The following is a 26,189-nucleotide window of genomic DNA, read 5'->3' on the forward strand; positions in this document are numbered from 1 at the left end:
GCGACTAACCCGTAGCAGCTGCTACGAAGTGCCTTGCCTTTACGGGTACTGCTGCACCTGGCCTGGCTGCTGGTATTGCATGCCCGGGATCGGCGCCAGGGTGACTTGAACGCGGCGGTTTTGCGCACGACCGTCAGCCGTTGCGTTGCTGGCAATCGGGTCGGCAGGGCCGGCGCCACGTACCGACAGGTACTGGCCGCTGACACCCTGGGACGTCAGGTAGCTCGCCACGCTTTGCGCACGCTGCTGCGAAAGCTGCATGTTGTAGTTGTAGTTACCGGTGCTGTCGGTATAGCCCACGATCTGAATCTGGTTCTGGTTGTTGAACTGCTTCAACGAGTTCGCCAGGTTGTTCAGCGGCTGATAGAAACTTGGGGCGATGTTGGCGGAGTTGGTGGCAAAGGTAATGTTGCCCGGCATCACCAGTGTGATGTTGTCACCCTGACGCTGAACTTCTACGCCCGTGTTGGCCATGCTTGCACGCAGTGCCGCTTCTTGCTTGTCAGCGTAATAGCCATAACCCGCAGCACCCAAACCCGCCACGGCGGCGCCGATCAGCGCACCCTTGCCACGGTTGTTGTGGTCGATGGCAGCACCGGCCACAGCACCGGCCAAGGCCCCCAGGCCGCCGTAGGTGGCCGTTTTGCTCAAGCCCGTCCCCGAAGAGGCCTGGCCCTGATTGTCATACGGGTTAGGCGTAGCGCAGCCGGCCAGCAAGGCAACAGCGCTTGCTGCAACAATCAAACGACGCGAGATGAACATGGTGACGCTCCTGATCAAACTTTCTGAGGGGGCAAAGGCCATTGGCGTTAGACCTTTATAAGCCTTGGAACACGACCAACGGTAAAAATTCCTTTGGCCGCAAACATTCGCACTCAACGAACAATAGCCGCCCGAACGCCACCTCACAAATCCATGTACCCGCTCTTGCAGTTACTTTTTCGACGCTTTGCTGCTCACCGGAATATGCAGGTAAGACATCACGCTTTCGGTCAGTTCGGTTGCCAGTTTGACGGCTTCTTTATTACGCGCCATCACCCCTGCAACCAGCCCTTCGATCAAAGCGAGCACCGCAATGCTGGAGCTGGTCATCACCGGATGATCGGCAGGCGCAAACAGTACGTGCTCGGCAATACTGGCCAACGGCGAGGCCGGTGAGTCGGTGATCGCCAGCACACAGGCGCCCCGCTCCCTGGCAAAGCGTGAAAGCTGCAGGGTGTCGATGGAGTAGCGCGGCAGGGAAATAGCCAGCATGACGTCCTGATCGGTGATCGCAGCCAGGCGATACGCGGCGTTTTCATTACCGCCCTCCATGCTGATGGCCGTCGCATCGGCACAGAACGGCATCAGGGTCGAAGCTGCCAGGCCCGCGAAGTAGACGCTATTGCCAAAGCCCAGGATGTAGATCTTGCGCGCCTTGATCAGGCTCGTGACAAAGGCTTCAAACGTATCCGGATGATTGTTGGTCGCCGCAGTGGCGAGGTTGCTGCTGGCGCTCTGGATTTGCTCATGCAGGCCAAATGCACCGTCAGGACGATGGGCCAGTTCGTTGCGAAGCTTGTCTACCGGCGACACCACTTGCTGCAACGTCGCCACCAGCTCGGCCTTCATGCCGGTGTACCCCCCCAGGTTCATGGCCTTGGCCAACCGGTTGACCGCGGCCGGGGATGTGGCCGTTTCCTGGGCCATTTCCTCAATCGTCAGCGTTGCGGCCCGCAGCGGGTGACGCAGGATAAAGTCCGCGACCTTGCGCAATGAAGGCTGCAAGTGGGGCGCGACCTCTGCCAGCTTGCGCATGACCGGAGCCGCATAAATAGTGGTGTTTTTGGATGGGCTTGGCATGTCCGGCTCAACATTTCCTGTGGATAAAAGAAGGGGCTGTGCCCAATCAATGGTGCGAGCGGGCTTACGTGGGCCGACCGAGTGTATCCCAAGCCCACCCCGGGTGCGCAGCCCGCAAGCCGGGGCCGATGATGCTGATCACATCCCCCGCCTTTGCCTCCAGAGACACACCCTTGAGCACTTCATGGGAACCGTAGCTTTTGTGCAAATCGCGCACTTCAAGTTTGTACATGATGTCCACTCTCCAGGATCAGTCGCTCAGCAGGCGACCTTGGCGAATAAGGGTGCTGCCAGCGACTTTGGCCAGCCACAACCCGGGCTGGGCAAAGCGCAGGCGCTCGCGGGCATAGAGGATGCCGTCAGTGTCGGCACGCACCACGCTGTGACGGTCAGTGATCGGGTCGATCACTTCAAACAGTGGATCGCCCACCGTGACCCGAGCCCCCAGTGGCTGAATAAAACTCACCACCCCTGGATGGGGTGCATAGGCGTACTGCGCGCCTGCAAACGGCGTCGCCTCGCAACAGTCGGTTGGAGCCGTCGACCAATCACCATTGATCAAACCCTGATCGGCGAGATACCCCAAAATTGCCTCGGCGCTCTGTGCACACGGCTCGGCCTCGGTATCCGCCATGCCGCGCAACTCAATGGTTGCAGCCACACACGCCAACGGAATATCCGCTTCGGGAAAGCGCCCGGCGAGCTGCAGCCAAGGGATCGCACACGCCTCATCAAACGCGCTGCCGCCTGCATCCTCCGCCAGCAATGCGGCACCGGCCTGCAGCCGGGCAGCCAGTGACTGCAGGCGCGGCCAGTTTTGCGGCATGGCGTACAGCAGCATGATCGACTCGAAGTCACAGTGCAGGTCCAGCACCACATCAGCGTCACAGGCATGGCGCATCAGCAGGCAACGCAAGGCATCCAGCTCAGAAGCCGGAGCCGGCAACTCATCCAGGACAGCGAGCATGGCGCTGCGTACCCGCGCGATATTGGTGCCAGCATCCGCACCTAACTGCCCCTCCAGCCTGTCTGCCACGGCGTCGGCCAGGGCCGGAAAGTCACGATTGAAATTCTTGCCGCTGGAAAACTCGAAACGCCCCTGATGGGTGGCCTGGAACATCTGGCCAATACCGATGGGATTGGCCATGGGCACCAATTCGACCACCCCATTCAGACGGCCCTGCTCTTCAAGCTCGAGCAGGCGGCGCTTGAGCTCAACGGCAACCCGCATCCCCGGCAACTCGTCGGCATGCAAAGAGGCCTGGATATAAGCCTTGCGCTGCCCCTGGCCAAAACGAAACAGGGACAAATGGCGTTCGGTGCCCGAAGCAGTCCACGGCAAAAGGTACTTGATGTGTTCCATGAATATTCCTTAGTGCTTGCGCGGTGCCAGATACGCCAACCAGCGGCGCTCGGCGAGCTTGAACAGACGAACCAGAATGAACGTCAGGACCAGATAAAAAATGGCCGCGGTCACAAAGGCCTCAAACGGCAGGTAGTAGCGCGCACTGACCGTACGCGCGGCGCCGGTGATGTCGACCAGGGTGACAATCGACGCCAGGCTGGTGGTCTGCAGCATCATCAGCACTTCGTTGCTGTACTGCGGCAACACACGGCGCAGGGCCGACGGCAGGAGAATCCTGCGAAACAGGGTCGCCCGTGACATGCCCATTGCTTTACCGGCCTCGATCTCGCCGTGGGGGGTTGATTTCAAGCTGCCCGCCAACAGTTCAGCGCTGTAGGCACTGGTATTGATTGCAAAGGCCAGGCACGCGCAAAAGGTGGCACTGGAAAGGTAGGGCCACAGCACGCTTTGGCGTACCGCCTCAAACTGCGCCAGACCGAAATAGATCAAAAACAACTGCACCAGCATCGGCGTGCCACGGATAACGTAGGTGTAAACCCAGGCCGGAAAGTTGATCAGGGGCGAGCGCGAAACCCGCATCAAGGCCAGCGGAATGGCCAGCATCAGCCCGAAGAACAGTGAAATCAGCAGAACTTTGAGAGTCACCAGGGCGCCACTGAAGTACAGCGGCAGGCTTTCCCAGATCAGGTTGTAGTCGAGCATCATGAGGGACTCCCAATCACAGTTCGGGGGCTTTTATGCCGACCGAAAAGTGTCTTTCCAGATAACGCAGCACCAGCAAGGACACGCTGGTCAGCATCAGATACAACACCGCTACGGCGAGGAAAAACGTAAACGGTTCGTGGGTCGCATCCGCTGCGTTCTTGGCTTTGAACATCATGTCCTGCAAGCCGATAACCGAAATCAACGCCGTGGACTTGGTCAGCACCAGCCAGTTGTTGGTGAACCCCGGCAGGGCGAAGCGGATCATCTGCGGCACCAGAATTCGCCAGAACACCTGTGAACGGCTCATGCCATACGCCTGTCCCGCCTCGGCCTGACCTGCGGGGATGGCCATGAAGGCACCCCGAAAGGTTTCCGACAGATAGGCGCCGAAAATGAAGCCCATCGTGCAGACACCCGCGATAAAGGGATTGATATCGATGTAGCCGGTGTAGCCCAGCGCCAGCGCGATGCGGTTGATCAGGTCCTGGCCGCCATAAAAGATCAGCAGGATCAGCACCAGATCAGGGATACCCCGAATCACCGTCGTATAGCCCTCCCCCAGCCGCGCCAGCCATTTGACCGGAGACAGGCGAAAGGCCGCACCCACCAGACCCAGGGCAATCGCCAGGGCCATGGATGTCAGGGCAAGGTTCACGGTCAGCCAGGCACCATCGAGAATGCTCGATCCGTAGCCGTGGAGCATGATGAAATTCCTCAGGCGAACGCCAAAAAAAGCGCGAGACCAACCCCTGCCGCCCCCCTGAAAGGAGGCGACTTGAGGGTTGCGGGGTTACTTAGCGTTGGCCGTAGATGTCGTACGTAAAGTACTTGGCCATGACCTGGTCGTATTTACCGTTGGCACGAATCGCATCAATGGCTGCGCTCAGGCGTGCAGCGTTGGCGGTGTCGCCTTTGCGCACCGCAATACCGGCGCCACGTCCGAAGTATTTCGGGTCGTTGATGTCCGGGCCAACCAGGGCGTAATCCTTGCCAGCCGGGGTTTTGATAAAACTCTCGTCGGTGTAGACGATGTCCGCCAGGGTGGCGTCCAGACGGCCCGAGGCCAGGTCGAGGAAGGCTTCATTCTGGGTGGAGTAGCGCACGACCACGACGCCCGCCGGCTCCAGCTGTTCGGTTGCAAAGCGGTCATACGTCGAAGAACGCTGCACGCCGAGACGCTTGCCCTCGAGGTCAACCTTGGGGTCGGTGAGCACATTGCCCGCCTTCATCGCGAACTTGCCGGGGGTGTGGTAGTACTTTTTGCTGAAGTCCACCGACTTGAGGCGGTCTTCGGTAATCGACATCGAAGACAGCACCGCATCAACCTTGCGCACCTTAAGTGAAGGGATCATGCCGTCGAACTCCTGGACGACCCAGGTGCATTTGGCCTTCATTTCTTCACACAGCGCATTGCCGATGTCGTAGTCAAAACCACTGACTTCACCCTCAGGGGTTCTGAAGGAGAATGGCGGATAGGCCGCCTCGATGCCGATGCGCAGCGGCGCTTCATCGGCGTGAGCCATAAGGCTCGCAGCGCAAAGTGCCAATACACCTAGAAGTTCTGTCTTTTTCAAATTATTGACTCCTGAAGGGGCGCCATCCGGGCTGGCTCGGTGGTTAAAACCCATGAGGGTGTGCGCCTATAAGTGACATGTATTATTTCAGAAATCAATATCGTGAAAATAAATATATCACCTACAGACAACATCTCTCCTTGTGGGAGCGGGCTTGCTCGCGATGGCATCACGCAGTCATGCAGGCAGACCGCGTCGTCTGAATCACGAGCAAGCCCGCTCACACAAAAGAGAGAGGGGGTGTCAGAACTTCACGCCCAGCGTCAACGCTACAAAATCCCGGTCACTGAGGGTGTTGTAGCGCCCGCCAAAGAAATTGGTGTACGACAGGCTGCTGGTGTAGGTGCTTTGGTATTCGCCGTCCAGACCGAAGGTGATGGCTTTGCGACCCTCTTCGAAGTTGGCATTGGGGCCAGGGGAATAGCCGCTGATGTCATGGGACCAGCCCAGATTGGGCTTGAGGTTCACACCGGGCAGGACGCTGTTGTATTCCCACACCGCCCGGCCACGGTAGCCCCAGGAAGTGGCAGTGGTGAAGCCGTCGTTGCCGTCTGAACCGAACACCGGGTCCCGGCCATAACGCAGGTCTGAGGGGCTATCCAGTCCGCCCACATACGTCACACCCACTTCACCGGTCACGGTCAGGCGATTGGCCCCCATGGCGTTGTCGAAAACATGGCTGAGCGAGGTCTGGAACCGGGTAATTTCCTTGCGCCGATAGCCCTGCACATCCGCGCCGGGAGTCACGGTCAATGGCGATGCGTCTGCAAGCCCGGGCAGCAGCGTGACATTGGCATACAGCAGGTCATTGCTGTTGAGTTGCACCGGCGCATTGGGGCGATAGCTCAACTCGCCTTTCCAGCGCGTGCCTGTGGATAACGTCGTGGCGAAGCTCAAACCATACAGACGGATATCTTCGGGGTACTCGACGTAGTAGCTGGAGTTACCGGCGACGATCATCGGCGCCAGCGCCCCTGCACCTGATGCCGCGTTGTAGGCCGACTGCGGCGCAGCGCCCGCGCTGAGGATCGGGTCGCGGCTGTGGTAATTCATGAAGTAGGCACCAAACTCGGTGTCCAGCGGCTCAAACACATAGTGCATGGCCACGCCAAACTGGCCGCTGTTGCGCGCATTGCGATCGGCTCCGCGACGCACCAGAACGCCCTCGCCGTTCACGTCGACACCCGCGCCGGTGAGGGCCGCGAGGTCCGCCACATCGAGCGCTGAGCGCTTGCTCATCACGCGATAGTTGCCGCTGCAACCGTCAGCCATCACGTCGGACCGGGAGAAAAACGTCCCGCAGTTATCCGCTTCCGATTGCTCCCAATCCAGTTGATAAAAAGCGTCGGCCGACAGATTGTCGGTCAGGTTTTGCGAGATATAGAACAGGTTGACCGGCACCAGACCGTCTTTGTATTCAGTACCGGGACGCCGATAGGCAGACGCGTCAGTGGGGTTGATCCCATTGATCCCGCCACCGATAAATTCGCTTTCGCCCCAACTGACCACCTGCTTGCCCAGACGTACCGCGCCAGGCTGATCGGCAATCGCGTAGTTGTGATACACGAAGGCATCCAGCAGTTGTGTACCGGCAGATTGGGCACTGGCTTTTCGTCCGCGGTCACTGATGGCTTTGAAGGGGCGACTGTCGTCTTGCAGTTCGAAGTCGTACCAATACTTGCCACGCACGAACAGGCCACTGTCACCGTACTTCAGCTCCAGCGCGTGCATGCCGGTAAAAATCTTTGAGAAGGTTTCGCCGCGCTTGAAGTTGAGGCGGCCATCATCCGAGATTTCGGATTGCCCCTTGCCGCCATTGTTGGCGCCAATCAAGTTACGGTCGGCCTTGGCGGTGGACCAACTGGCACCGATGGACAACTCGGAATCGATCTGGCCCTCGACCGGGCCGATATTGAAGCTTACGCCCCAGGCGGACGTCGACGCGAGGCTGACTGCCAGCGCCAGCTTGGCGCGGCGCCAGGACCGGTTGACTGAGGACATCGATACTTCTCCGTGGGCACACTGCAATTAGCCCGCAAGGATGAAGCAAATCCAGATTTTGACAAGAACACTCCCGCCCCCGTAGTCGCTGCCGAAGGCTGCGAGCTTTTAATTAATCGCTATCAGATCAAAAGCTCGCAGCCTTCGGCAGCGACTACGCATAGCGATCAGTGCATCTCGGTAAACGCCAGCTTCACGCCCAGCGCCACCAGCACTGCGCCCATGGTGCGATCAAACCAGTGGCCCATGCGGGCAAAGCCGGTGCGTACGCGCTGATGGCTGAACAGCATGGCGACCATGCAAAACCACAGCCCGGTGGCAACCGCGAGGTACACGCCGTAGCCCGCCTGGATCGACAGCGGCGTATGCGGGTTGATCACCACGGTGAACAACGACAGGAAAAACAGTGTCGCCTTGGGGTTCAGGCCATTGGTGACAAAACCCGAAGTGAACGCCCCGCGAGCCGTACGCTCGCCCACCGGCAAGGCGGCGGCCAGTGCTGCCGGATCGGCCGGCTTGGCCCGCAGCGCCTTGAAGCCGATGTACAGCAGGTAAGCCGCGGCCAGCCACTTCAGGGCGTTAAACAGCACAATGGATTGCGACACAATGATCCCGATGCCCAACAGCGAATAACCGACATGGACGAAAATCGCCGTGCCAACACCAAAGGCGGTAAAGATGCCGGCGCGGCGACCGTGGGTCACGCTCTCGCGAACCACCACGGCAAAATCCGGCCCGGGGCTGGCCACAGCCAACAGGTGAATCAGGGCAACGGTCAAAAATTCTGTCCAGTACATGCACGGCTCCATTACAAATTGTTTCTTCTGTTAGGCTCGCCACATTACGCCTTCATTTCACAGCACAAAAGGTACAGTTGATGACTAACACTCAGCGCGCCGTATTCCTTGATTACACCTCACTGGATCTGGGCGACCTCGACCTTGACCCGCTGCGTCGAAGCTTCGGCGATCTGCAGGTGTGGTCGGACACCACCCCCGGGAATGTGATCGAGCGTCTGCAAGGCGCCAGTGTAGCCATCAGCAACAAAGTCCAGCTCAACGCCCACACCCTCGCCGCGTGCCCGGAGCTGAAGCTGATTCTGGTAGCCGCCACCGGCACCAACAACGTCGACCTTGAAGCCGCCCGCGCCCAGGGGATTACCGTCGCCAACTGCCAGGGATACGGCACGCCCTCGGTGGCACAGCACACCCTGGGCCTGCTGCTGGCACTGGCGACACGCCTGGTCGACTACAACAAGGCCGTGGCCGACGGCCAGTGGCAGCAAGCCAAACAGTTCTGCCTGCTGGACTTCCCGATTGTGGAGCTGGAAGGCAAGACCCTGGGCCTGTTCGGCCATGGCGAGCTGGGCAGTGCGGTGGCCAGGCTGGCCGAAGCCTTCGGCATGCGCGTATTGATCGGCCAGATCCCGGGCCGCCCGGCCCATGCCGACCGCCTTACGCTGGACGAACTGCTGCCCCAGGTCGACGCCCTGACCTTCCACTGCCCGCTCACTGAACACACGCGCAACTTTATCGGTGCCCGCGAGCTGGCACTGCTCAAGCCCGGTGCCTTTGTGGTCAACACCGCACGCGGCGGCATCATCGACGAACAGGCACTGGCCGACGCCCTGCGCAGCGGCCATCTGGGTGGTGCGGCGACCGACGTGCTGAGCGTCGAACCTCCCCGCGACGGCAACGTGTTGCTGTCAGCCGACATCCCGCGCCTGATCATTACCCCGCACAGCGCGTGGGGCAGCCGCGAGGCGCGCCAGCGCATCGTCGGCCAACTGGCACAAAACGCCGAAGCGTTCTTCAACGGTACAGCGCTGCGGGTCGTCAGTTGATAGACTGCGCCCCTTTTTGAGGAGCAGATTATGGATCCGCGCAGTGAAGTACTGCTTCGTCAGCCTGAATACTTTCAAGGTTCGGTGCTGTTGGTCGGCTTGCCGGCTGACGAACTACTCGGCGAATTGCCCGATGCCCACGGCTGGTGCTGGCATGCCGGTGACCAGGCCGTGCTCGACGCCCGTTTTGAAGGCCGTGTGCAGTTTGGTGTCGAAATCCCTGAACGGGCATTCGACACCGCCGTGGTCTTTCTGCCCAAGTCCAAGGAACTGAGCGACTACGTGCTCAAGGCCGTGGCCGCTCGCTTGCCCAATGCCGATGTGTTTCTGGTTGGCGAAAAAAAGGGCGGCATTGAAGGCGCCTCCAAACAACTGATCCCGTTCGGCAAGCCGCGCAAACTCGACAGCGCACGGCACTGCCAGCTGTGGCAAGTGACGGTGGACAACGCTCCGCCAGTGCCCGTGCTGCAAGAGCTGGCGCAACATTACGAACTGCCCCTCGCCGAAGGCCCGCTGAAAGTCGTCAGCCTGCCTGGCGTGTTCAGCCACGGGCGCCTGGATCGCGGCAGCGCCTTGCTGCTTGAGCATCTGGACAAACTGCCCAGCGGCCACGTGCTGGACTTCGGCTGCGGCGCGGGCGTGCTCGGCGCTGCAGTCAAGCGGCGTTACCCGCACAACACCGTCACCTTGCTCGACGTGGATGCTTTCGCCACTGCCAGCAGCCGCCTGACCCTTGCGGCCAACGGCCTGGAAGGCGACGTGATTACAGGTAACGGTATCGACGCAGCGCCCATGGGCTTGAACTCGATCCTGAGCAACCCGCCGTTCCATGTCGGGGTGCACACCGATTACCACGCCACCGAAAACCTGCTGCAAAAAGCGGTCAAACATCTGAAAACAGGTGGCGAACTTCGGATTGTGGCCAACAGCTTCCTGCGCTATCAACCGCTGATCGAAGAGCATTTCGGTGCCTGTGCGGTCAAGGCTGAAGGTCAGGGTTTCCGGATTTACAGCGCCAAGCGCCGTTAAACACATTGTGAAATAAGGGCTTGCCGGATCGGATTTGCCTAGGCAGAATCCGCTCCGTCCTAGGGGAGTAGTCTCCCACGAGCGCCATGCTCGTCCGGCATACGTCAACATACTTGGTCAACAGACCATGGCGTATGCGACCCAGGTGTCCGCACAGACGGACCGGGGTTTGACAAGACCTATGACACGAACACCTTACCCGGGGCGGGAAGGCTGTACGTGTCATAGCCGTGTCGACCCGCCCCTGGAAGCCACCTGATGATGCTCGATTCCTTACTCGTTCCTACCGCAATTGTTGCCTTGGCCGAAATCGGCGACAAGACGCAGCTGCTCGCCCTCATTCTTGCCGCTCGCTTTCGCAAACCCTGGCCGATTATCGCCGGCATCGTGGTCGCGACCCTGGCCAACCATGCCGCGGCCGGTGCCGTAGGCGCCTGGTTCAGCACCTTCTTCAGTGACGCCATGCTGCACTGGATCCTCGCGGCAAGCTTTACCGCTACTGCGTTGTGGACCCTGGTGCCCGACAAGATGGACGACGACGAAGCCAGCACCGCGCGCAAGTACGGGCCTTTCGTTACCACCCTGATTACATTCTTCATTGCCGAAATCGGCGACAAGACCCAAGTGGCGACCGTGATGCTCGCGGCCCAATACCCGGACTTGTGGCTGGTCATTATCGGCACCACCCTGGGCATGCTGATTGCCAACGTGCCGGTGGTTCTGGCGGGTAACTTTGCCGCTGACAAACTGCCGCTGACCCTGATCCGCCGCCTGGCAGCCACCGCGTTTGTCGTACTGGCCATCGTGGCTGTGTACAAGGCGATGCAGATCAGCGGCTGGGTTTAATGACTTGTAGTCGCTGCCGCAGGCGGCGACGGGGTGCGAAGCGACCCTGAAGGTCCTTCGGCCCTTATCGCAGCCTGCGGCAGCGACTACAGGAGTGCGCAACGCCCGAAGTTACTGGGTTTTCGGGGCTTGCTGATAAAGCGGCATCACCTTCGGAATCGCCCCTTGCAGCGCTGCAATCCGGCTGCTGGAGGCCGGGTGAGTGCTCATGAATTCAGGCGGTGCATCCTGTGATTGCTGAGCCATTTTCTGCCACAGGGTGATCGCCGCATTCGGGTTGTAACCCGCACGTGCTGCCAGCTCCAGGCCGATCAGGTCTGCTTCGTTTTCATTGCTGCGACTATTGGGCAAGGTCAGGCTGTAGTTCACCACCGTGTCGGCCAGCCCCAGGCTGTCCTGCCCCAACCCCAGCAATGCGCCAGCACCTTGCTTGGCTATCTCGATGCCATAAGCCTTGGACATGGATTCACGCCCGTGCTCACGCAAGGCGTGGGCAATTTCATGGCCCATGATCGCGGCGATTTCATCATCACTGAGTTTGAGCTGATCGATGATCCCGCTGTAAAAGATGATCTTGCCGCCAGGGCCACAGTTGGCATTGAGCTCGTCACTCTTGATCAGATTGACTTCCCAGTTCCATTGCGCGGAATCCGGGCGAAAGGCCGGGGCCTGGGCAATCAGTCGGTTGGCGATTGCCTGCAAACGCCTGGCGTTGGCGCTGGTCTTGTCCAGGGCGCCCTTGGTGCTCGCCTCGCTGACTGTCTGCTGATAAGACTGCGCGTACATCTGGTCAACCTGCTGGCTCGACAGCATGCTGAACATGTACTGCTTGCGTTCGACACCGACCGCACCGCCATTGGTGGTATTCACCGCCTGGCAACCGCCGAGCAATAACCCGGCCCCCATCGCGCACACTACCGCTAACTTACCCATCGAAGATCTCCATAAAGAGGGTGCGCATCGTATCTCAACCCGGCGTCAGGCACTCGGGCGCATTGAGCTTTGGATCATTGACCAGATTGGCCAATGGTCGTTCGCGCAGCGGCGTCTGCGGGCTGGCCAGCAGCGCCTGCAGCACATGAAGAGGGGTTTGAGGGTCAAGCCAGGCCTGCTGGCCCGCCTCATCCAGAATCAATGGACGGCGCTGGCTGGCCGCGGCCTGGGTAATCACCGCCGTACTCAGCCACACATGCCCCTCTACCGGGTAAGCCTCCCAGATACCGGCAAAAAACAGCGAAGCACCCTCTCCCGGAGTCAGCCAGTAAGGACGTTTGCGGGTGGTGCCGCGCCATTCGTAAAAACCGTTGGCCGGGATCAGGCAGCGCCGCTGGCGCAAGGCGTCGCGAAACATCGGCTGTTCGGCCACGGTTTCAGCCCGGGCATGGGCAGGAGTGCGCGACAGGTCGGTCAGCCAGGCAGGGGTCAGGCCCCATCGGGCCCGTGCCAGTTCGCGCTGGCCAGGCTCTGCACCTGCACGCAGGATCAATACCGAATCATTGGGCGAAATATTCCACTGGGCCTGCTGATCCGCCGGAAAACCGGGCAAGGCTGCAAACGCAGGGTTCCAGCGAAACAGGGCAAAACGTCCACACATGGGGCAGCACAACTCTTCATCTATAGATCAGTGAAATAACGTCGCCAGTTTCAGCAGTCCAGCACATCGGGGAAACCCTCGGGCTCATCGCCCGCCACCGGTGACGCGGCATTGTACGCATCGATCAACTCCCGCGCGTATTGCGCGCGATCATTGGCAACCGCCAAACCGAGCAGGCCGAACACGGGCAGCTCGCCGGTGGCACCGATCAGGTCGCGTCCCTCAAGCCGCGCCTCCACCCCTTCACTGGCAAGCATGCCCAGCAACAGCTCGGCTTCCATCAGGTTTTCGGGCTCGTAGATGCGCTGCATGATTGTCACTCGCTACTCATTCTCGGTGTGCACATCGAGCATCCACTCATGGCCATCGGTCTGAAGATGGAAAAGGATCGGCCGACAGCACACCGGGCAATCTTCAATGTAGCTCTGATCGCCACCGGAAAGGTCGAGCACAGCTTCTGCCTGCTCGCCACAATAGGGGCATTCATAGTGCTCAGTTTCAAGCATCGCGGTCTCCTGAGTGACTTGTGCGTATAATCGCCTGTCTATTAGCAGGGCTATTTTTGTGCCCTGCCCTGCGTACCAACCCTAGCCGTTTCCAACAAGAGAGCATGATGGGCGAATTCGATACCATCCGACCTTACGACGACGCCGAAGTCCCAGCAGTGCTGGCCCGGCTGCTCAGCGACAAGGCGTTTCTAGATATCCTGACCCACTTTCGCTTCCCGCGCCTGGCAGGCGCTTTCGGCTGGCTGTTAAAACCACTTATAGCTCATCGCCTGCGCAAAGAGTTCGCCAGCGTGACTTCGGTCGCCACTTTGCAGGACAAGGTCGAGGTTTACGTCGACCGCACCATCGAACATGCCACTGACGGCGTGACCTATACCGGCGTCGAGCAGTTGAAGGCTGGCAGCGCCTATCTGTTTTTGGCCAACCACCGCGATATCGTGATGGACCCGGCGTTCGTCAACTACGCGGTTTATCACGCGGGCCTGCCAACGCCGCGGATCGCCATTGGTGACAACCTGCTGCAAAAACCTTTTGTCAGCGATTTGATGCGCCTGAACAAGAGCTTCATCGTTCACCGCTCGATCACCGGACGCCGTGAAAAGCTGGCGGCTTATCAGCTGTTGTCGGCCTACATCAACCACTCGATCCGCAACGACTGCCAGTCGATCTGGATCGCCCAGGCTGAAGGCCGGGCCAAGGACGGTGATGACCGTACCGACTCGGCGATCCTGAAGATGTTCCACATGAGCCGTAAAAACGAGCCGTTTGCCGAGGTCATTCAGTCACTGAACCTGACCCCGGTATCGATCAGCTACGAATACGACCCCTGTGATCAGGCCAAGGCTCGCGAGCTGTATATCCGCGCCACCACGGGCACTTACAGCAAGGCCCCGGGCGAAGACGACACCAGTATCGCCAACGGCATTACGGGCTACAAAGGACGCGTACACGTGAACTTTGCCGCCCCCATTACCGAGCTGTTCGAGGACAGCAAATTGCTGGCTGCTGAAATGGATCGCCATATCCTCAGCGGTTACCGCCTGTTCCCGGCGCACTACCTGGCGTATGCGCAGTGGGCTGATGCCGAGCCCGAGTTGCAAGTGCCGACGGCTGCCGAGGTCTTCGGTGCCGAAGAGCTGGCCAAGGCCCAGCAGGAGTGGCAGCGCCGCCTGGAGGCCTGCCCGGCCGAGCATCGCCCGTACCTGGTGCTGCAATATGCGATGCCGGTGCGCAATCAGTATCGGATCAAGGCGGGGCTGGCGTTATAAAAAACTCTGTAGTCGCTGACGAGGCACGAGGCTGCGATAAGGCCCGCAGGGCCTTCAGATTGCCAGGGCTGCTGCACAACCCATCGCAGCCTCGTCCCTCGTCAGCGACTACAAAGGGCCGTTAAATTCTGCTGTCACCGTATCGTCATGAAGAGAGGCCACTCTGTGGCCCCTCGACACCGACACGGAGCTTGTCATGCTGCACGCAGAAAACCAGGACCGCCTTTATCTGATCGCCCCCAGCGACGAACAGCAGGCACTGATCGAGGGCTTGGCCTTTAATGTTCAGGATCGCCACTGGCTGGTCTATTGCGCCCTGAGCGGCCATACCCATGCCGATTTGCCTGAGCTGGACCTGCTCACCGGCGTCAGCCGCCTTGAGCTGTATGCCGAAGCCGCCTGAAGTCTTCAAACACAAAAAAGCCCGAACTCACCGAGTTCGGGCTTTTTGGTTTACAGCGCTTACTCGCCGAGCAAACGACCGATGGTCGGGTCCTTGAACACACGGGTCAGTGCGTCACTTAGCACATCGCTCACCAGCTTGGTGTTGGTTTCCTGATTCGGCGCCATGCCGAAGCGCTGATCAAGGGAAGCGCCATAACGACCGCTGTAAGAACGGCCACCGTTCTTCACGTCAGAGCGGAAGGTCGCGCCAATGGTCGCTTCGGTCACGTACATGGTGTCCTTGGGCGACTGATACTTCAGTTCGGCCAGGGTCACGGTCAATGTCGGGGCATTCATTGCGTTGGATGTCGGCGTGTAGCCCAGCAAACGCACGGCGGCTTCAGCCTGGGCTTGCAGCTTGGGAATCACGTCGGCACTGCTGACGCTGATCGCGCTGGTCTCAGGGTACATGCCACCACGGGTGCCCAGGGTTGGCGAAGGACGACCGTCCACTACACGTACCACTACCGGCTGGCCACGACCCACTGGCGCAAGCTGGGTGGTCAGTTTGGGTTGCGGGCTGAGTTGTTGCGGGCTGTGGGCGCAGCCGACCAGAGTCAAACTGGTCACAGTAATCAAACCGAACAACAGGCGTTGCAACATGCTCATCTCTCCAGGACTGGGTAACACAGGCCGTCAGTATAGGGTGCTGTGCGCCTGCTAACTAGCCGCTTGCTGTCACCACCCTGTCATCGCCATTACATCGTGATGTCACGTCAACAGGGCATTGTCTGAATGACTGACTCAACAGGAGCTGCCATGAACATGTTCTTATCGTTGCTCGGCCTCAATCGCCCTCACCGCTGCTTCGCCCGCCTCGACACGACGGGGCGCTGCCAGGCTTTCAAGCAATGCAAACAACCGCCGGTCGGCGACTGCTGGGTCGAAATCGAAGAAATCCGTCTCAACTGGTTGCACCAGGTACTACCCGCGACCGCCCGTATTGCCTCGCCCGCACCACGTTCGGCAGTGCAACCCCTGCTGGGACTTTGACCAACGCACCAATAAAAGTCATTTAACAGGATCAATTGCCCGCGTTTCTTCGCTACAATCTCCCCCCGATTATAAGGACGTCTCCTGATCGGGCCTCGCAGCATCGCTAATGCGCTTGTATTAGCTCCCCCGCACCGCCCACAGAGAGCCGCCCACACAGATCATGTGAAGCTGGCGCGCTTGAATTTCTTTGCGTAATCCCCACTTTTTACATGGTCTGCCAGAGCTGCCATAACGCTCGGTCACCGGGTTCGGTGCCAGGCTTGCGGCAGCCCTTTTTTGAGGTTCACGTCTTCAAGAGAGCGTGAAAAAAAACGGGTTTCACAACTTCACAAGAGTGTGGCGAGCAAATGAAAAGTTTTGCGTCTGAACATGCACCATTAGCGTCTGATATTGCCCCACCAAGCAGGACCGAAGTCGGCTCCACAGCACAAGACTGAAGCCTGTCCGCTTACGGATTTGGTTGCACAAACGGACGCTCTAGACCTTAAGTCGAATTGCCTCCCGAGTACTGAAATGCGTTCATATGAACCTCGAAGGCCCGGTCGGAGCGTGCGCTCAAGTTGCAAGAAATTGCGAAGAATCGGACATGGCGATCCTGGCCATGAGTGACCCGGGGCCAATCAGAACCACGCCCCCGGAACACCTGGCAGCTATGCCGTCAATTTGGTGCCGTAGATTTTGGAGACGCGTTAATGGCGCATAACGAAGCAGTCGACGTAGTACTGGTTGGAGCGGGCATCATGAGTGCCACCCTCGCCGTACTGCTCAAAGAGCTCGACCCCGGCCTCAAGCTGGAAGTTGTTGAGCAGATGGACTCAGGTGCAGCGGAAAGTTCCAACCCGTGGAACAACGCAGGTACCGGTCACGCTGGCCTTTGTGAGCTGAACTACACGCCGCAAGCGGCTGATGGTTCGATCGACATCAAAAAAGCTGTGCATATCAATGCCCAGTTCGAAGTGTCGAAGCAGTTTTGGGCCTATCTGGCACAGAAAGGGACTTTCGGTTCGTGCAAATCCTTCATCAGCCCGGTGCCTCACCTGAGCTACGTTGAAGGCGAAAAAGGCGTGTCCTTCCTGAAAAAACGCTTTGAAGTGCTGAGCAAGCACCATGCGTTTGCAGACATGGAATACACCGAAGACAAAGCCAAAATGACCGAGTGGATGCCCCTGATGATGCCGGGCCGCCCTGCGGACCAGCACATCTCGGCCACCCGTGTACTGCACGGCACTGACGTGAACTTCGGCGCCCTGACCAAGCAACTGCTCAAGCATTTGGCCAGCGCGGCAGACACCCAGATCAAGTACAGCAAGAAGGTCACTGGCCTCAAGCGCAATGGCAGCGGCTGGACGGTGAGCATCAAGGACACCAACAGCGGCAACACCCGCCACGTTGATGCCAAATTCGTGTTCCTGGGCGCTGGTGGCGCGGCCTTGCCGCTGCTGCAAGCTTCGGGCATTGAAGAAAGCAAAGGCTATGGTGGCTTCCCGGTCAGTGGCCAGTGGCTGCGTTGCGACAACCCGGAAGTGGTCAAACTGCACCAGGCCAAGGTTTACAGCCAGGCCGCAGTGGGTTCGCCGCCGATGTCGGTACCCCATCTGGACACCCGTGTGGTGGATGGCAAGAAGTCGCTGCTGTTCGGACCTTATGCCGGTTTCACCACCAAGTTCCTCAAGCACGGTTCGTTCCTTGACCTGCCGATGTCGATCCGTCTGGGCAATATCGGGCCAATGCTGGCCGTTGCTCGCGACAACATGGACCTGACCAAGTACCTGGTCAGCGAAGTGCGCCAATCGATGGAGCAACGCCTGGACTCCCTGCGTCGTTTCTATCCACAGGCCAAAGCCGAAGACTGGCGTCTTGAGATTGCCGGGCAACGGGTTCAGATCATCAAGAAAGACCCGAAAAAAGGCGGCGTGTTGCAGTTCGGTACCGAACTGGTTGCGGCCAAGGACGGCTCGCTGGCCGCTCTGCTGGGTGCCTCACCGGGCGCTTCGGTAACCGTTTCTATCATGCTGGACCTGATCGAGCGTTGCTTCGCGCAAAAAGCCACTGGCGAGTGGGCGACCAAGCTCAAGGAAATCTTCCCGGCACGGGAAAACGTCCTTGAAACCGACGCCGAGCTGTACCGCGAAATCAGCACCCGCAACTCCGAGTTGCTGGAACTGGTTGAGCCACAGAGCGCCAACACCAGCATCGCGTAACGCAACACCGGCGTAGTGATACGTCAAAAAAAGCCCCTCGTCCTGTTTCAGGCCGAGGGGCTTTTTTGTTGTTCTGTGTGGGAGCGGGCTTGCTTGCTCCCACAGAGTTGATCAGCCGCGGGCCTGGTTGATCAGTTCAATGTATTCGTCAGCGTTGCGCTGATCCCTGATGATGTCCACGAACGTCTGGCCGTGCTCGTCTTTGCCATCCAGGTCAAAACTGGCTTCCTTGAAGAACGTCAGGAAACGCCCAAAGTCATCGATACGCAGGCCACGATAGGCTTTGATCAGTTTGTGCAGCGAAGGCGAAGTAGCATCCACAGGCTCAAAATCCAGGAACAACTTGATCTGCTCGTCGCCGATCTCATCACCAATCAACTGCTTCTTGTCTTTACGCATGTCCGGCTCCAGCCTGCTGATACTTCACGGGCCCGCAGTTTACCCAAGGCTCAACGTGCGCGCACGCTACCGGTGTGCAAGTCGGCCCAAATATGGCCGTTGGCATAGGTCAAAAACTGTACATAGAGCGTGTCGTTGCGCAGCAAATCAATCACGACGCGGTATTGGGACAGCGGATAAGAAAGGCTCAGGGTTCGCGTTTTACTGTCAAACGCGGGCTTTTTCAGGCTTTTGCTTTCACCATCAAACGAAATCAGCACCTGACGCACCGTCGCGCCCTGGCTCATGGGCTTGCCTTTGAGGCGCACCAATAATGGCGAGGTCACCGGGATCGGCTGCTGATTGGATTGACGCTGGCTCCCCACCACCACCGAATAGGAGGTGACCAGCATCAATTGCTGTTGTTCGGGTACTTCGCTGCGTAACTGCAAGTCATCGGCAGGCAGAAACTGCCCGTGCAACAGCGGTGTTGCAACCGGTGCCGCCGCCAGAGGCAGGCTGGCCAGCAGCAGGCTCAACGCTGCGCTGCGAAATAGAAGGCTCATGTCAGGTTCCAGAAAGCGGGAAGCCGCACTCTAGCATGATGCCCGCCCGCCTCACTTACTGCGCCATCAACTGCCCCTCGACAATACGTACATGACGCGGATGAAACCGCGCAAGACTGCTGCGATGGCCCACGCTGAAAATGCTCAAGCCCGGCAACTGGTCAATCAGAGCCTGGTACAACATGGCCTCATCTTCCTCGTCCATTGCCGAGGTCGATTCATCCATATAAAGCCACTGTGGTCGAAACAGCAGCACACGGGCAAAGGCCAGCCGTTGTTGCTCACCACCCGACAACACACGTTGCCAGTGATCGACCTCATCAAGCCTGGGAATCAGTTGCTCCAGACGGCAGGTACGCAGGACCTGTTCATAACGTTCGGGGGCGTAGGCATCGCCGGTCTGTGGATAACTCAATGCGTCACGCAAAGTGCCTATGGGCAAGTACGGTTTTTGCGGCAAAAAAAGCGACCGTTCACGGGGCAAGCGAATGGCCCCGCCCCCTTGCGGCCAAAGCTGGCCCATGGCGCGCAGCAACGTACTTTTGCCGCTGCCGGAACGACCGCTGAGCATCAGTCGCTCGCCCGGCTGCACCTGCAAATTGGCGTTGTGCAGCAGAGGGCGACCATCGGCCAGCTCCAGGCTCAGGTCATTGATCTTCAAGTCCTCGCCCACGTGTTGCACATCGATCGCTGGCAGACGCTGTTCGTTTTCGGTCATGGCCTGACGAAAGCTCAGCAGACGATCACAGGTGGCGCGCCACGACGCCAGGGTGACGTAGGCATCAATAAACCAGCTGAAGTTCTCTTGCACATTGCTGAATGCCGAGTTGATTTGCATCAGCCCACCCAACTCGATCTTGCCCGCAAAGTAACGCGGGGCCGCGACGACAAACGGAAAGATGATGGCGATTTGCGAGTAGCCCGCCGTGAAGAACGTCAGGCGTTTTTGCACCTTCATTTGCGTCCAGAAATTCTTCCAGACCTTATTGAAGCGCGCGCTCAACCGCTCGTGCTCATTGGGCTCGCCGTTGTACAGCGCAATGCTCTCGGCATTTTCGCGCACCCGCACCATCGAAAAGCGCAGGTCTGCTTCGAAGCGTTGCTGCTGGTTGCTCAAGCCAATCAGGCGTCGGCCAATCACGTGGGCCAGCCAACTGCCGACCGCGGCGTACAACAGCGCACACCAGAACATGTAGCCGGGAATGGAGATGCCAAAGACTTCGATGCTGCCCGACACGCCCCACAGGATGATCGAGAACGACACCAGGCTGACCAGGTTTCGAATCAAGCCCAGGCCCAGGGTCAGGGTATTGTCGGTGAACGAATTCAGGTCTTCACTGATGCGCTGGTCAGGGTTGTCGGTGTAACCGCCCTGCTCCAGCTGGTAATAGTTTTTATGGGCCAGCCAGCGCGCGAAATGCTGCTCGGTCAGCCAGCGTCGCCAGCGAATGGTCAGCATCTGGGTCAGGTAAAGCCGGTACACCGCGCCGACAATGCCTGCCGCTGCAATGATCCCGAAGTAGCCGATCAGGCTCCAGAATGCCGTGGCGTCCTTGTTTTCCAGGGCGTTGTAGAAGTCCTTGTACCAATGGTTGATCCACACGGAGATGCCCACGCTCACCAGCGACAAGGCAATCACTGCGATCAACAGCAACCACGCCCTGAGGCGTTCTTCACTGCGCCAGTAGGGCGTTATGAGCCCCCAGACCCGAGGTATGAAATCCCCACGCACAGCATCATTCACTACAGAAGGCTCAGCGTTCTGATTCATGGTTCAGGCTCGTTGGGAGTAAAGAGCAACCTGTAAGCCGGTCAGGACGACCGGCCCACGACGCAAGGACGCGTCTTGATACAGGTTAGAAGCTGCTGGCGTTTACGTGCAAGGCGCACTGCAAACGTTACAGCTCCCGTTCAGCGTCGCACCGGACGCTTCTGCAATTTACGCTGCAAGGTACGGCGATGCATGCCCAAGGCACGGGCTGTGGCCGAGATATTGCCTTCATGCTCACCCAGCACGCGCTGGATGTGTTCCCACTGCAGGCGGTCAACCGACATCGGGTTGTCCGGCACCAGCGTTTCGAGGTCGGCATGCTGGGACAGCAAGGCGGCGAGCACGTCATCGGCATCGGCAGGTTTGCACAGGTAGTTGCAGGCGCCGCGCTTGATCGCCTCGACGGCGGTGGCGATGCTGGAATAACCGGTGAGGATCACGACCCGCATCTCCGGGTCGAGTTCCAGCAGCTTGGGCAGCAGGACCAGGCCCGAATCGCCGTCCATTTTCAGATCCAGAGCCGCATAATCGGGCAGATCCTGCTGAGCCAGGATCAGCCCTTCTTCGGCAGAACCCGCCGTGCTGACGCGAAAACCGCGACGGCTCATGGCGCGAGCCATGACACGGGTAAAGGTGGCGTCGTCATCTACCAACAACAAATGCGGCAGTTCTTCGCCTTCGACCTGAATTTCTTCACTCATTTTCATTTCCTCGGGCGACACGTGGCAGGCGCAGCTCAGTGAGCGTTCCGCCATCCTCATGACTGTAGAGTTTTACCGAGCCGCCAGCGCGGGTCACGCTGGCTTTACTCAAGAATAGGCCCAGACCGAAGCCTTTGCCCTTGGTGGTAAAAAAGGGTTTGCCGATTTGCTCGGCGATGGCCAACGGTACACCCGGACCGTGGTCACGAATACTGATCGTCAGGTCCACTGCATCCCAATCGACAGTCACTTCCAGCCCTTCAGGGCAGGCATCGGCTGCATTGTTGAGCAGATTGAGCAGCGCCTGAGTCAAATCCGGAGCCGGCGCCAGGCGCGGAACCGGCGCATGGCCCAGACACTGGAAGCGGTAAGTGGCTTCAGGGCGCATCAAGTGCCAGCGGTTCAGGGCCTCATCCAGCCACTGGGTGACATCCTGGACCTCAATCGCCAGGCGACGATTGGCCTCGGCGGCACGCACCAATTGCTGCAGGGTTTCCTTGCACAGCTTGACCTGATCCTGAAGCACGCTCAGATCATCCTGCAACTCAGGGTCCTGGTGATCGCGGCGCATCTCTTTGAGCAGCACACTCATGGTCGACAACGGCGTACCCAGCTCATGAGCCGCCCCGGCAGCCTGGGTTGCCACCGCCAGCAACTGCTGGTCACGCAGGCCTTCCTCACGACGCAAGGCGCGCAGTTCTTCCTGACGGCGCAGCTCTTCGCCCATCTTGGCCGCGAAGAAGGTAATCACTGCCGCAGACAGCGCAAAACTCAGCCACATCCCGTAAATCTGCAGTTTTTCGCGGAAAAACGGCACGGTGTCTATGGGGTAGAACTGCATCAACAACAGCGTGTAGAGCGCCAGCGCAATGCCGGTCAATACCAGCGAATAGCGCCAGGGCAGCGTGACCGCAGCGATGGTCAGCGGTACCAGATAGTACGAAACAAAAGGGTTGGCCGAGCCACCGGAGAAGTACAGCAAGGCGCTGTGGATAAACAGGTCGCAGGCCAGTTGCAGCGCGTACTCAAGCTCTGTCACCGGCCAGGTTGTGCGCAACCGGATCGCGGTAAAAGCACACAACAGCATGGAAAATCCAAGAGTGATGCTCAACTGAAACCAGGGCAGCGGCAGCAAATTGAACAGATAGGCAAAGCCCACTGAACCCGCTTGCGCGGCCAGCACCAACATGCGGATAAACGTAAGACGCCACAGGTTCTGGCGAGTGGCGGACAATAACTGAACGGGGGCGAGCATGAGCTCTCCTGATGAGCGCTCCAGGCGGATCGCCGAGAGTATAACCAAGCGGGCAGCCCCACAGGCAAAAGTGCGGCAAAGAGCCACAGTGTTTTTTGTGAAAAAGCGGCTAATGGCCTGCATCTGGGCAAACTGTGTGGGAGCGGGCTTGCTCGCGATGGCTTCGACGCGGTCTGGCTGACAGACACTGGTGCCTGCTTCGCGAGCAAGCCCGCTCCCACAGTGGACAAAGAAGTAGCCGCCAAATGTATCGAAAATGTAATCGGGCGAACTGATGGCCACTGATTAGAGTCATATAGCCATTACTGTCCTCATTCAAGGAGCTTCCATGTCCAACTTTCAACGCACCGCGGCCCTTTTGACCCTGAGCATCGGTGCACTGGCCAGCCTGCCCGCCCTGGCCGATGACATTCATTACAACCAGATTTCCCTGCGTGCCGAGGCCAGCCAGGAAGTAGCCCGCGACTTGATGATCGTGACCCTCTACACCGAGGCGCAAAATACCGATGCCGCCAAGCTGGCCGCAGAAATCACCACCTCGATGAACAAGGCCATCGGCCAGGCCAAGTCCGTCAAGGAAGTCACCCTGCGTCAGGGCAACCGCAACAGCTACCCGATTTACGACAACAAAACCCAGAAGATCACCGGCTGGCGCGAGCGCGCCGAATTGCGACTGGAAAGCACCGATTTCGCCGCCCTGTCCAAACTCACCGGGGATCTGATGCAAACCCTGAAAATGGGCAGCATGCAATTCACCGTCGCCAGTGCCACCCGCAAAACCAGCGAAGACGCGCTGCTCAAGGATGCCGTCAACGCATTCAAGGCCCGCGCTCAACTGGCCACCGACGCACTGGGCGGCAAGGGCTACAAAATCGTCAACCTGAACCTCAACACCAATGGCTACCCGCAGCCTTACATGCGCAGCGAAATGATGATGAAAGCCGCCGCGCCGGCGATGGACTCTGCACCGACGCCGGAAGTCGAAGCCGGCACCAGCGAAGTCAGCATGAGCGCCGATGGCGTGATTGAAGTCCAGATGCAGTAAGCCTATACGTCCTACAAACCCCTGAAGCCTTGAGGCTTCAGGGGTTTTTTTTGCCCTCAGGAAAATACCTACAGACCGTCCTAGTATTAAAAAGCAAAAGCCTACAGATGCTGTCAGCACCGACTTACATCTTTCCAACGCAAGAGTCTAGATAAGTAACAACGCCGTACCAAAACAGTGCGTGCAGGTCCCTTAACTTTCTAAAACACGTAAGAAAATGAGTCAAAAATCCAGACGCAAACGATCAAATGCGTCATAACTTACAGATAAGCGACATTCTTGTACGATCGTTCCACGTTTTAAGACTTCAGCCGCTTACACATATTGCAATGGGTACGGGCTGTGCATAAGTATCGCCGGGTCGACTCACAAGGTCGTCCTCAAACCAAAAATGACAAAAATCATGAGGCCACCATGTTCAAACACGCGGTCATTCCGTTTTTAGTAGGCGCCAGCCTGCTGGCAAGCGTACCTTTCGCCCACGCAGCGACCAACCTGGTGTTCTGCTCTGAAGGCAGCCCGGCGGGTTTTGACCCGGGCCAGTACACCACCGGTACTGACTTCGATGCGTCGGCCGAAACCATGTTCAACCGCCTGAGCCAGTTTGAACGTGGCGGCACCAAGGTAGAGCCGGGCCTGGCAACCAGCTGGGATGTCTCGCCCGACAACCTGACGTGGACCTTCCATCTGCGTGATGGCGTCAAGTTCCACACCACGCCGTACTTCAAGCCAACCCGCGACTTCAATGCCGACGACGTGCTCTTCACCTTCAACCGCATGCTCGACATCAACCAGCCGTTCCGTAAGGCCTACCCCACCGAATTCCCTTATTTCACCGACATGGGCATGGATAAAAACATCGCCAAGGTGGAAAAGATCGATGACAAGACCGTCCGCTTCACCCTGAATACGGTCGATGCCGCGTTTATCCAGAACCTGGCCATGAGCTTCGCCTCCATCCAGTCCGCTGAATACGCCGACAAACTGCTCAAGGAAGGCAAGCCTGCCGATATCAACCAAAAGCCGATCGGCACCGGACCGTTTGCCTTCAAGAGCTACCAGAAAGACTCGAACATCCGCTATACCGGCAACAAGGACTACTGGAAGCCTGAAGACGTCAAGATCGACAACCTGATCTTCGCCATCACCACCGACCCGTCGGTGCGCATCCAGAAGCTCAAGAAGAACGAGTGCCAGGTCACCCTCTTCCCGCGCCCGGCTGACCTCAAGGCCCTTGGCGAAGACCCGAACCTGAAGATGCCCCACCAGGCAGGCTTCAACCTGGGTTACATCGCCTACAACGTGATGGACAAGATCAAGGGCAGCAACGAACCCAACCCGATGGCCCAGCTCAAGGTCCGTCAGGCAATGGACATGTCGGTCAACAAGCAGCAAATCATCGACTCTGTGTATCAGGGCGCAGGCCAGCTGGCCGTTGGCGCCATGCCGCCGACCCAATGGTCCTATGACACCAGCATCAAGGACGCACCGTTCGACCCGGTAAAAGCCAAGGAACTGCTCAAGGAAGCAGGGATCAAGGAAGGCACCGAAATCACCCTGTGGGCCATGCCGGTTCAACGCCCGTACAACCCCAATGCCAAGCTGATGGCCGAAATGCTCCAGTCGGACTGGAGCAAGATCGGCCTCAAGGCCAAGATCATGAGCTACGAATGGGGCGAGTACATCAAGCGTTCCAAAGGCGGTGAGAACGGCGCGATGCTGATTGGCTGGAGCGGCGACAACGGTGACCCGGACAACTGGCTCGGCACCCTGTTTGGCTGCGACTCACTGGAAGGCAACAACTTCTCCAAGTGGTGTGACCCCGAGTTCGACAAGCTGGTGAAAGCGGCCAAGGCCACCACCGATGTTGCTGAGCGCACAAAACTGTATCAACAGGCGCAGCAGCGACTCAAAAGCCAGGTTCCGATGACACCCATCGCACACTCGACGGTGTATCAACCCATGCGCAAGAACGTAGAGGACTTCAAGATCAGCCCGTTTGGCCTGAACTCCTTCTACGGGGTCAGCGTCGGCAAATAAAAGGACCGGTGAATGCGGCTACAAGGCCGCATTCACTTATCTACCAGGACGGTGGAAATCACCTACAGCCTAAAGCCACTTCTGACTACATCAGAGGCTATAGGACGCCAAGACAATTCCTACAAGTTTGTCAGGCCTGACGCATTTACTGCGGGGGTATCGACGTCATAACGTCGACACACCGCCAGTCTATTGCGCCGGGTGAAGCACTGTAG

General features: G+C 58.7%; 27 protein-coding genes, 1 pseudogene and 1 riboswitch. Of the genes and pseudogenes, 9 read left to right on the plus strand and 19 right to left on the minus strand.

What is annotated here, in order from left to right:
- Positions 1-39: 39 nt before the first annotated feature.
- The 9 genes and pseudogenes from KO536_RS02145 to KO536_RS02185 form a co-directional block, all read right to left on the minus strand.
- On the minus strand, positions 40-762 hold the full coding sequence (locus tag KO536_RS02145) for an OmpA family protein (RefSeq protein WP_133078906.1): 723 nt from the start codon (positions 760-762) through the stop codon (positions 40-42).
- A 171-nt stretch (positions 763-933) separates the two neighbouring features.
- A complete protein-coding gene (locus tag KO536_RS02150; protein WP_133078905.1) occupies positions 934-1,842 on the minus strand; it encodes a MurR/RpiR family transcriptional regulator in 909 nt (302 codons plus the stop codon).
- A 124-nt stretch (positions 1,843-1,966) separates the two neighbouring features.
- Positions 1,967-2,074 (minus strand): annotated as a pseudogene (locus KO536_RS02155) (histidine/lysine/arginine/ornithine ABC transporter ATP-binding protein); the annotation flags it as partial.
- Positions 2,075-2,092: 18 nt separating this feature from the next.
- Positions 2,093-3,205, minus strand: coding sequence for a succinylglutamate desuccinylase/aspartoacylase family protein (locus KO536_RS02160; RefSeq protein ID WP_133078903.1), 1,113 nt, complete (start codon positions 3,203-3,205; stop codon positions 2,093-2,095).
- A 9-nt stretch (positions 3,206-3,214) separates the two neighbouring features.
- Entirely contained in the window at positions 3,215-3,913 is a 699-nt protein-coding gene (locus KO536_RS02165; protein ID WP_133078902.1) for an ABC transporter permease, read from the minus strand.
- A 13-nt stretch (positions 3,914-3,926) separates the two neighbouring features.
- Positions 3,927-4,616, minus strand: a complete 690-nt coding sequence (locus KO536_RS02170) for an ABC transporter permease (protein WP_219260917.1) — start codon at positions 4,614-4,616, stop codon at positions 3,927-3,929.
- Between the two features lie 91 nt (positions 4,617-4,707).
- The gene (locus KO536_RS02175; RefSeq protein WP_219260919.1) at positions 4,708-5,487 is read right to left on the minus strand and encodes an ABC transporter substrate-binding protein; all 780 of its coding nucleotides are present in this window, start codon (positions 5,485-5,487) and stop codon (positions 4,708-4,710) included.
- Positions 5,488-5,730: 243 nt separating this feature from the next.
- On the minus strand, positions 5,731-7,488 hold the full coding sequence (locus KO536_RS02180) for a DUF1302 domain-containing protein (protein WP_219260921.1): 1,758 nt from the start codon (positions 7,486-7,488) through the stop codon (positions 5,731-5,733).
- Between the two features lie 167 nt (positions 7,489-7,655).
- Positions 7,656-8,285, minus strand: coding sequence for a LysE family translocator (locus KO536_RS02185; protein ID WP_133078898.1), 630 nt, complete (start codon positions 8,283-8,285; stop codon positions 7,656-7,658).
- Between the two features lie 80 nt (positions 8,286-8,365).
- Here KO536_RS02185 and KO536_RS02190 point away from each other — a divergent pair, with 80 nt between their 5' ends.
- The 3 genes from KO536_RS02190 (at position 8,366) to KO536_RS02200 (ending at position 11,206) form a co-directional block, all read left to right on the plus strand.
- A complete protein-coding gene (locus tag KO536_RS02190; RefSeq protein ID WP_219260922.1) occupies positions 8,366-9,331 on the plus strand; it encodes a 2-hydroxyacid dehydrogenase in 966 nt (321 codons plus the stop codon).
- Between the two features lie 30 nt (positions 9,332-9,361).
- On the plus strand, positions 9,362-10,360 hold the full coding sequence (locus tag KO536_RS02195) for a class I SAM-dependent methyltransferase (protein WP_219260924.1): 999 nt from the start codon (positions 9,362-9,364) through the stop codon (positions 10,358-10,360).
- Positions 10,361-10,410: 50 nt separating this feature from the next.
- Positions 10,411-10,530, plus strand: a riboswitch (yybP-ykoY riboswitch).
- A gap of 91 nt (positions 10,531-10,621) precedes the next feature.
- Positions 10,622-11,206 carry a TMEM165/GDT1 family protein gene (locus KO536_RS02200; RefSeq protein WP_133078943.1) on the plus strand — a complete coding sequence of 195 codons (585 nt, stop codon included), beginning with the start codon at positions 10,622-10,624 and terminating at the stop codon, positions 11,204-11,206.
- A 111-nt stretch (positions 11,207-11,317) separates the two neighbouring features.
- Here the strand turns inward: KO536_RS02200 and KO536_RS02205 are convergent, their stop codons facing one another.
- Genes KO536_RS02205 through KO536_RS02220 form a run of 4 tightly spaced genes read right to left on the minus strand, consistent with a single transcriptional unit; the run spans position 11,318 to position 13,306 of the window.
- Positions 11,318-12,139, minus strand: coding sequence for a M48 family metallopeptidase (locus KO536_RS02205; RefSeq protein ID WP_219260925.1), 822 nt, complete (start codon positions 12,137-12,139; stop codon positions 11,318-11,320).
- A 34-nt stretch (positions 12,140-12,173) separates the two neighbouring features.
- Positions 12,174-12,800: an SOS response-associated peptidase gene (locus tag KO536_RS02210; protein WP_219260927.1), complete on the minus strand. Its 627-nt coding sequence runs from the start codon at positions 12,798-12,800 to the stop codon at positions 12,174-12,176.
- 50 nt (positions 12,801-12,850) lie between these two features.
- Positions 12,851-13,111 carry a putative signal transducing protein gene (locus KO536_RS02215; protein ID WP_219260928.1) on the minus strand — a complete coding sequence of 87 codons (261 nt, stop codon included), beginning with the start codon at positions 13,109-13,111 and terminating at the stop codon, positions 12,851-12,853.
- Between the two features lie 12 nt (positions 13,112-13,123).
- Positions 13,124-13,306 (minus strand): CPXCG motif-containing cysteine-rich protein, encoded by a 183-nt coding sequence (locus KO536_RS02220; RefSeq protein ID WP_133078893.1) that lies wholly within the window; start codon positions 13,304-13,306, stop codon positions 13,124-13,126.
- Between the two features lie 104 nt (positions 13,307-13,410).
- Here KO536_RS02220 and KO536_RS02225 point away from each other — a divergent pair, with 104 nt between their 5' ends.
- Positions 13,411-14,577 carry a 1-acyl-sn-glycerol-3-phosphate acyltransferase gene (locus KO536_RS02225; RefSeq protein ID WP_133078892.1) on the plus strand — a complete coding sequence of 389 codons (1,167 nt, stop codon included), beginning with the start codon at positions 13,411-13,413 and terminating at the stop codon, positions 14,575-14,577.
- Positions 14,578-14,773: 196 nt separating this feature from the next.
- Complete coding sequence (locus KO536_RS02230; protein WP_019823869.1) at positions 14,774-14,980, plus strand: hypothetical protein; 207 nt, start codon at positions 14,774-14,776, stop codon at positions 14,978-14,980.
- A gap of 59 nt (positions 14,981-15,039) precedes the next feature.
- Here the strand turns inward: KO536_RS02230 and KO536_RS02235 are convergent, their stop codons facing one another.
- Positions 15,040-15,624: a YajG family lipoprotein gene (locus tag KO536_RS02235; protein ID WP_133078891.1), complete on the minus strand. Its 585-nt coding sequence runs from the start codon at positions 15,622-15,624 to the stop codon at positions 15,040-15,042.
- 156 nt (positions 15,625-15,780) lie between these two features.
- Here KO536_RS02235 and KO536_RS02240 point away from each other — a divergent pair, with 156 nt between their 5' ends.
- Together KO536_RS02240 and mqo are read left to right on the plus strand one after the other, a co-directional pair.
- On the plus strand, positions 15,781-16,014 hold the full coding sequence (locus tag KO536_RS02240) for a hypothetical protein (RefSeq protein ID WP_133078890.1): 234 nt from the start codon (positions 15,781-15,783) through the stop codon (positions 16,012-16,014).
- 695 nt (positions 16,015-16,709) lie between these two features.
- Entirely contained in the window at positions 16,710-18,218 is a 1,509-nt protein-coding gene (mqo, locus tag KO536_RS02245) for a malate dehydrogenase (quinone) (protein ID WP_133078889.1), read from the plus strand.
- Between the two features lie 111 nt (positions 18,219-18,329).
- Here the strand turns inward: mqo and KO536_RS02250 are convergent, their stop codons facing one another.
- The 5 genes from KO536_RS02250 to KO536_RS02270 form a co-directional block, all read right to left on the minus strand.
- Positions 18,330-18,617 (minus strand): PA4642 family protein, encoded by a 288-nt coding sequence (locus tag KO536_RS02250; protein WP_219260929.1) that lies wholly within the window; start codon positions 18,615-18,617, stop codon positions 18,330-18,332.
- Positions 18,618-18,667: 50 nt separating this feature from the next.
- On the minus strand, positions 18,668-19,162 hold the full coding sequence (locus KO536_RS02255; RefSeq protein WP_133078887.1) for a hypothetical protein: 495 nt from the start codon (positions 19,160-19,162) through the stop codon (positions 18,668-18,670).
- Positions 19,163-19,217: 55 nt separating this feature from the next.
- Positions 19,218-20,933: an ABC transporter ATP-binding protein/permease gene (locus tag KO536_RS02260; protein WP_219260931.1), complete on the minus strand. Its 1,716-nt coding sequence runs from the start codon at positions 20,931-20,933 to the stop codon at positions 19,218-19,220.
- 140 nt (positions 20,934-21,073) lie between these two features.
- Complete coding sequence (locus KO536_RS02265; RefSeq protein WP_019823883.1) at positions 21,074-21,634, minus strand: response regulator transcription factor; 561 nt, start codon at positions 21,632-21,634, stop codon at positions 21,074-21,076.
- Positions 21,627-22,889: an ATP-binding protein gene (locus tag KO536_RS02270; RefSeq protein WP_133078885.1), complete on the minus strand. Its 1,263-nt coding sequence runs from the start codon at positions 22,887-22,889 to the stop codon at positions 21,627-21,629. The genes KO536_RS02265 and KO536_RS02270 overlap by 8 nt, the downstream gene beginning before the upstream one ends.
- 328 nt (positions 22,890-23,217) lie before the next feature.
- Here KO536_RS02270 and KO536_RS02275 point away from each other — a divergent pair, with 328 nt between their 5' ends.
- Together KO536_RS02275 and KO536_RS02280 are read left to right on the plus strand one after the other, a co-directional pair.
- Positions 23,218-23,934 (plus strand): SIMPL domain-containing protein, encoded by a 717-nt coding sequence (locus tag KO536_RS02275; protein WP_219260932.1) that lies wholly within the window; start codon positions 23,218-23,220, stop codon positions 23,932-23,934.
- A gap of 414 nt (positions 23,935-24,348) precedes the next feature.
- On the plus strand, positions 24,349-25,974 hold the full coding sequence (locus KO536_RS02280; RefSeq protein WP_133078883.1) for an ABC transporter substrate-binding protein: 1,626 nt from the start codon (positions 24,349-24,351) through the stop codon (positions 25,972-25,974).
- Positions 25,975-26,189: the final 215 nt, after the last annotated feature.

The sequence above is a fragment of the Pseudomonas sp. NKUCC02_KPG genome, assembly GCF_019345465.1.
GTDB lineage: Bacteria > Pseudomonadota > Gammaproteobacteria > Pseudomonadales > Pseudomonadaceae > Aquipseudomonas.

Coding starts and splice junctions, on each gene's coding strand:
- KO536_RS02145 (WP_133078906.1), bottom strand. CDS start 762: ATGTTCATCTCGCGTCGTTTGATTGTTGCAGCAAGCGCTGTTGCCTTG.
- KO536_RS02150 (WP_133078905.1), bottom strand. CDS start 1,842: ATGCCAAGCCCATCCAAAAACACCACTATTTATGCGGCTCCGGTCATG.
- KO536_RS02160 (WP_133078903.1), bottom strand. CDS start 3,205: ATGGAACACATCAAGTACCTTTTGCCGTGGACTGCTTCGGGCACCGAA.
- KO536_RS02165 (WP_133078902.1), bottom strand. CDS start 3,913: ATGATGCTCGACTACAACCTGATCTGGGAAAGCCTGCCGCTGTACTTC.
- KO536_RS02170 (WP_219260917.1), bottom strand. CDS start 4,616: ATGCTCCACGGCTACGGATCGAGCATTCTCGATGGTGCCTGGCTGACC.
- KO536_RS02180 (WP_219260921.1), bottom strand. CDS start 7,488: ATGTCCTCAGTCAACCGGTCCTGGCGCCGCGCCAAGCTGGCGCTGGCA.
- KO536_RS02185 (WP_133078898.1), bottom strand. CDS start 8,285: ATGTACTGGACAGAATTTTTGACCGTTGCCCTGATTCACCTGTTGGCT.
- KO536_RS02190 (WP_219260922.1), top strand. CDS start 8,366: ATGACTAACACTCAGCGCGCCGTATTCCTTGATTACACCTCACTGGAT.
- KO536_RS02195 (WP_219260924.1), top strand. CDS start 9,362: ATGGATCCGCGCAGTGAAGTACTGCTTCGTCAGCCTGAATACTTTCAA.
- KO536_RS02200 (WP_133078943.1), top strand. CDS start 10,622: ATGCTCGATTCCTTACTCGTTCCTACCGCAATTGTTGCCTTGGCCGAA.
- KO536_RS02205 (WP_219260925.1), bottom strand. CDS start 12,139: ATGGGTAAGTTAGCGGTAGTGTGCGCGATGGGGGCCGGGTTATTGCTC.
- KO536_RS02210 (WP_219260927.1), bottom strand. CDS start 12,800: ATGTGTGGACGTTTTGCCCTGTTTCGCTGGAACCCTGCGTTTGCAGCC.
- KO536_RS02215 (WP_219260928.1), bottom strand. CDS start 13,111: ATGCAGCGCATCTACGAGCCCGAAAACCTGATGGAAGCCGAGCTGTTG.
- KO536_RS02220 (WP_133078893.1), bottom strand. CDS start 13,306: ATGCTTGAAACTGAGCACTATGAATGCCCCTATTGTGGCGAGCAGGCA.
- KO536_RS02225 (WP_133078892.1), top strand. CDS start 13,411: ATGATGGGCGAATTCGATACCATCCGACCTTACGACGACGCCGAAGTC.
- KO536_RS02230 (WP_019823869.1), top strand. CDS start 14,774: ATGCTGCACGCAGAAAACCAGGACCGCCTTTATCTGATCGCCCCCAGC.
- KO536_RS02235 (WP_133078891.1), bottom strand. CDS start 15,624: ATGTTGCAACGCCTGTTGTTCGGTTTGATTACTGTGACCAGTTTGACT.
- KO536_RS02240 (WP_133078890.1), top strand. CDS start 15,781: ATGAACATGTTCTTATCGTTGCTCGGCCTCAATCGCCCTCACCGCTGC.
- mqo (WP_133078889.1), top strand. CDS start 16,710: ATGGCGCATAACGAAGCAGTCGACGTAGTACTGGTTGGAGCGGGCATC.
- KO536_RS02250 (WP_219260929.1), bottom strand. CDS start 18,617: ATGCGTAAAGACAAGAAGCAGTTGATTGGTGATGAGATCGGCGACGAG.
- KO536_RS02255 (WP_133078887.1), bottom strand. CDS start 19,162: ATGAGCCTTCTATTTCGCAGCGCAGCGTTGAGCCTGCTGCTGGCCAGC.
- KO536_RS02260 (WP_219260931.1), bottom strand. CDS start 20,933: ATGAATCAGAACGCTGAGCCTTCTGTAGTGAATGATGCTGTGCGTGGG.
- KO536_RS02265 (WP_019823883.1), bottom strand. CDS start 21,634: ATGAGTGAAGAAATTCAGGTCGAAGGCGAAGAACTGCCGCATTTGTTG.
- KO536_RS02270 (WP_133078885.1), bottom strand. CDS start 22,889: ATGCTCGCCCCCGTTCAGTTATTGTCCGCCACTCGCCAGAACCTGTGG.
- KO536_RS02275 (WP_219260932.1), top strand. CDS start 23,218: ATGTCCAACTTTCAACGCACCGCGGCCCTTTTGACCCTGAGCATCGGT.
- KO536_RS02280 (WP_133078883.1), top strand. CDS start 24,349: ATGTTCAAACACGCGGTCATTCCGTTTTTAGTAGGCGCCAGCCTGCTG.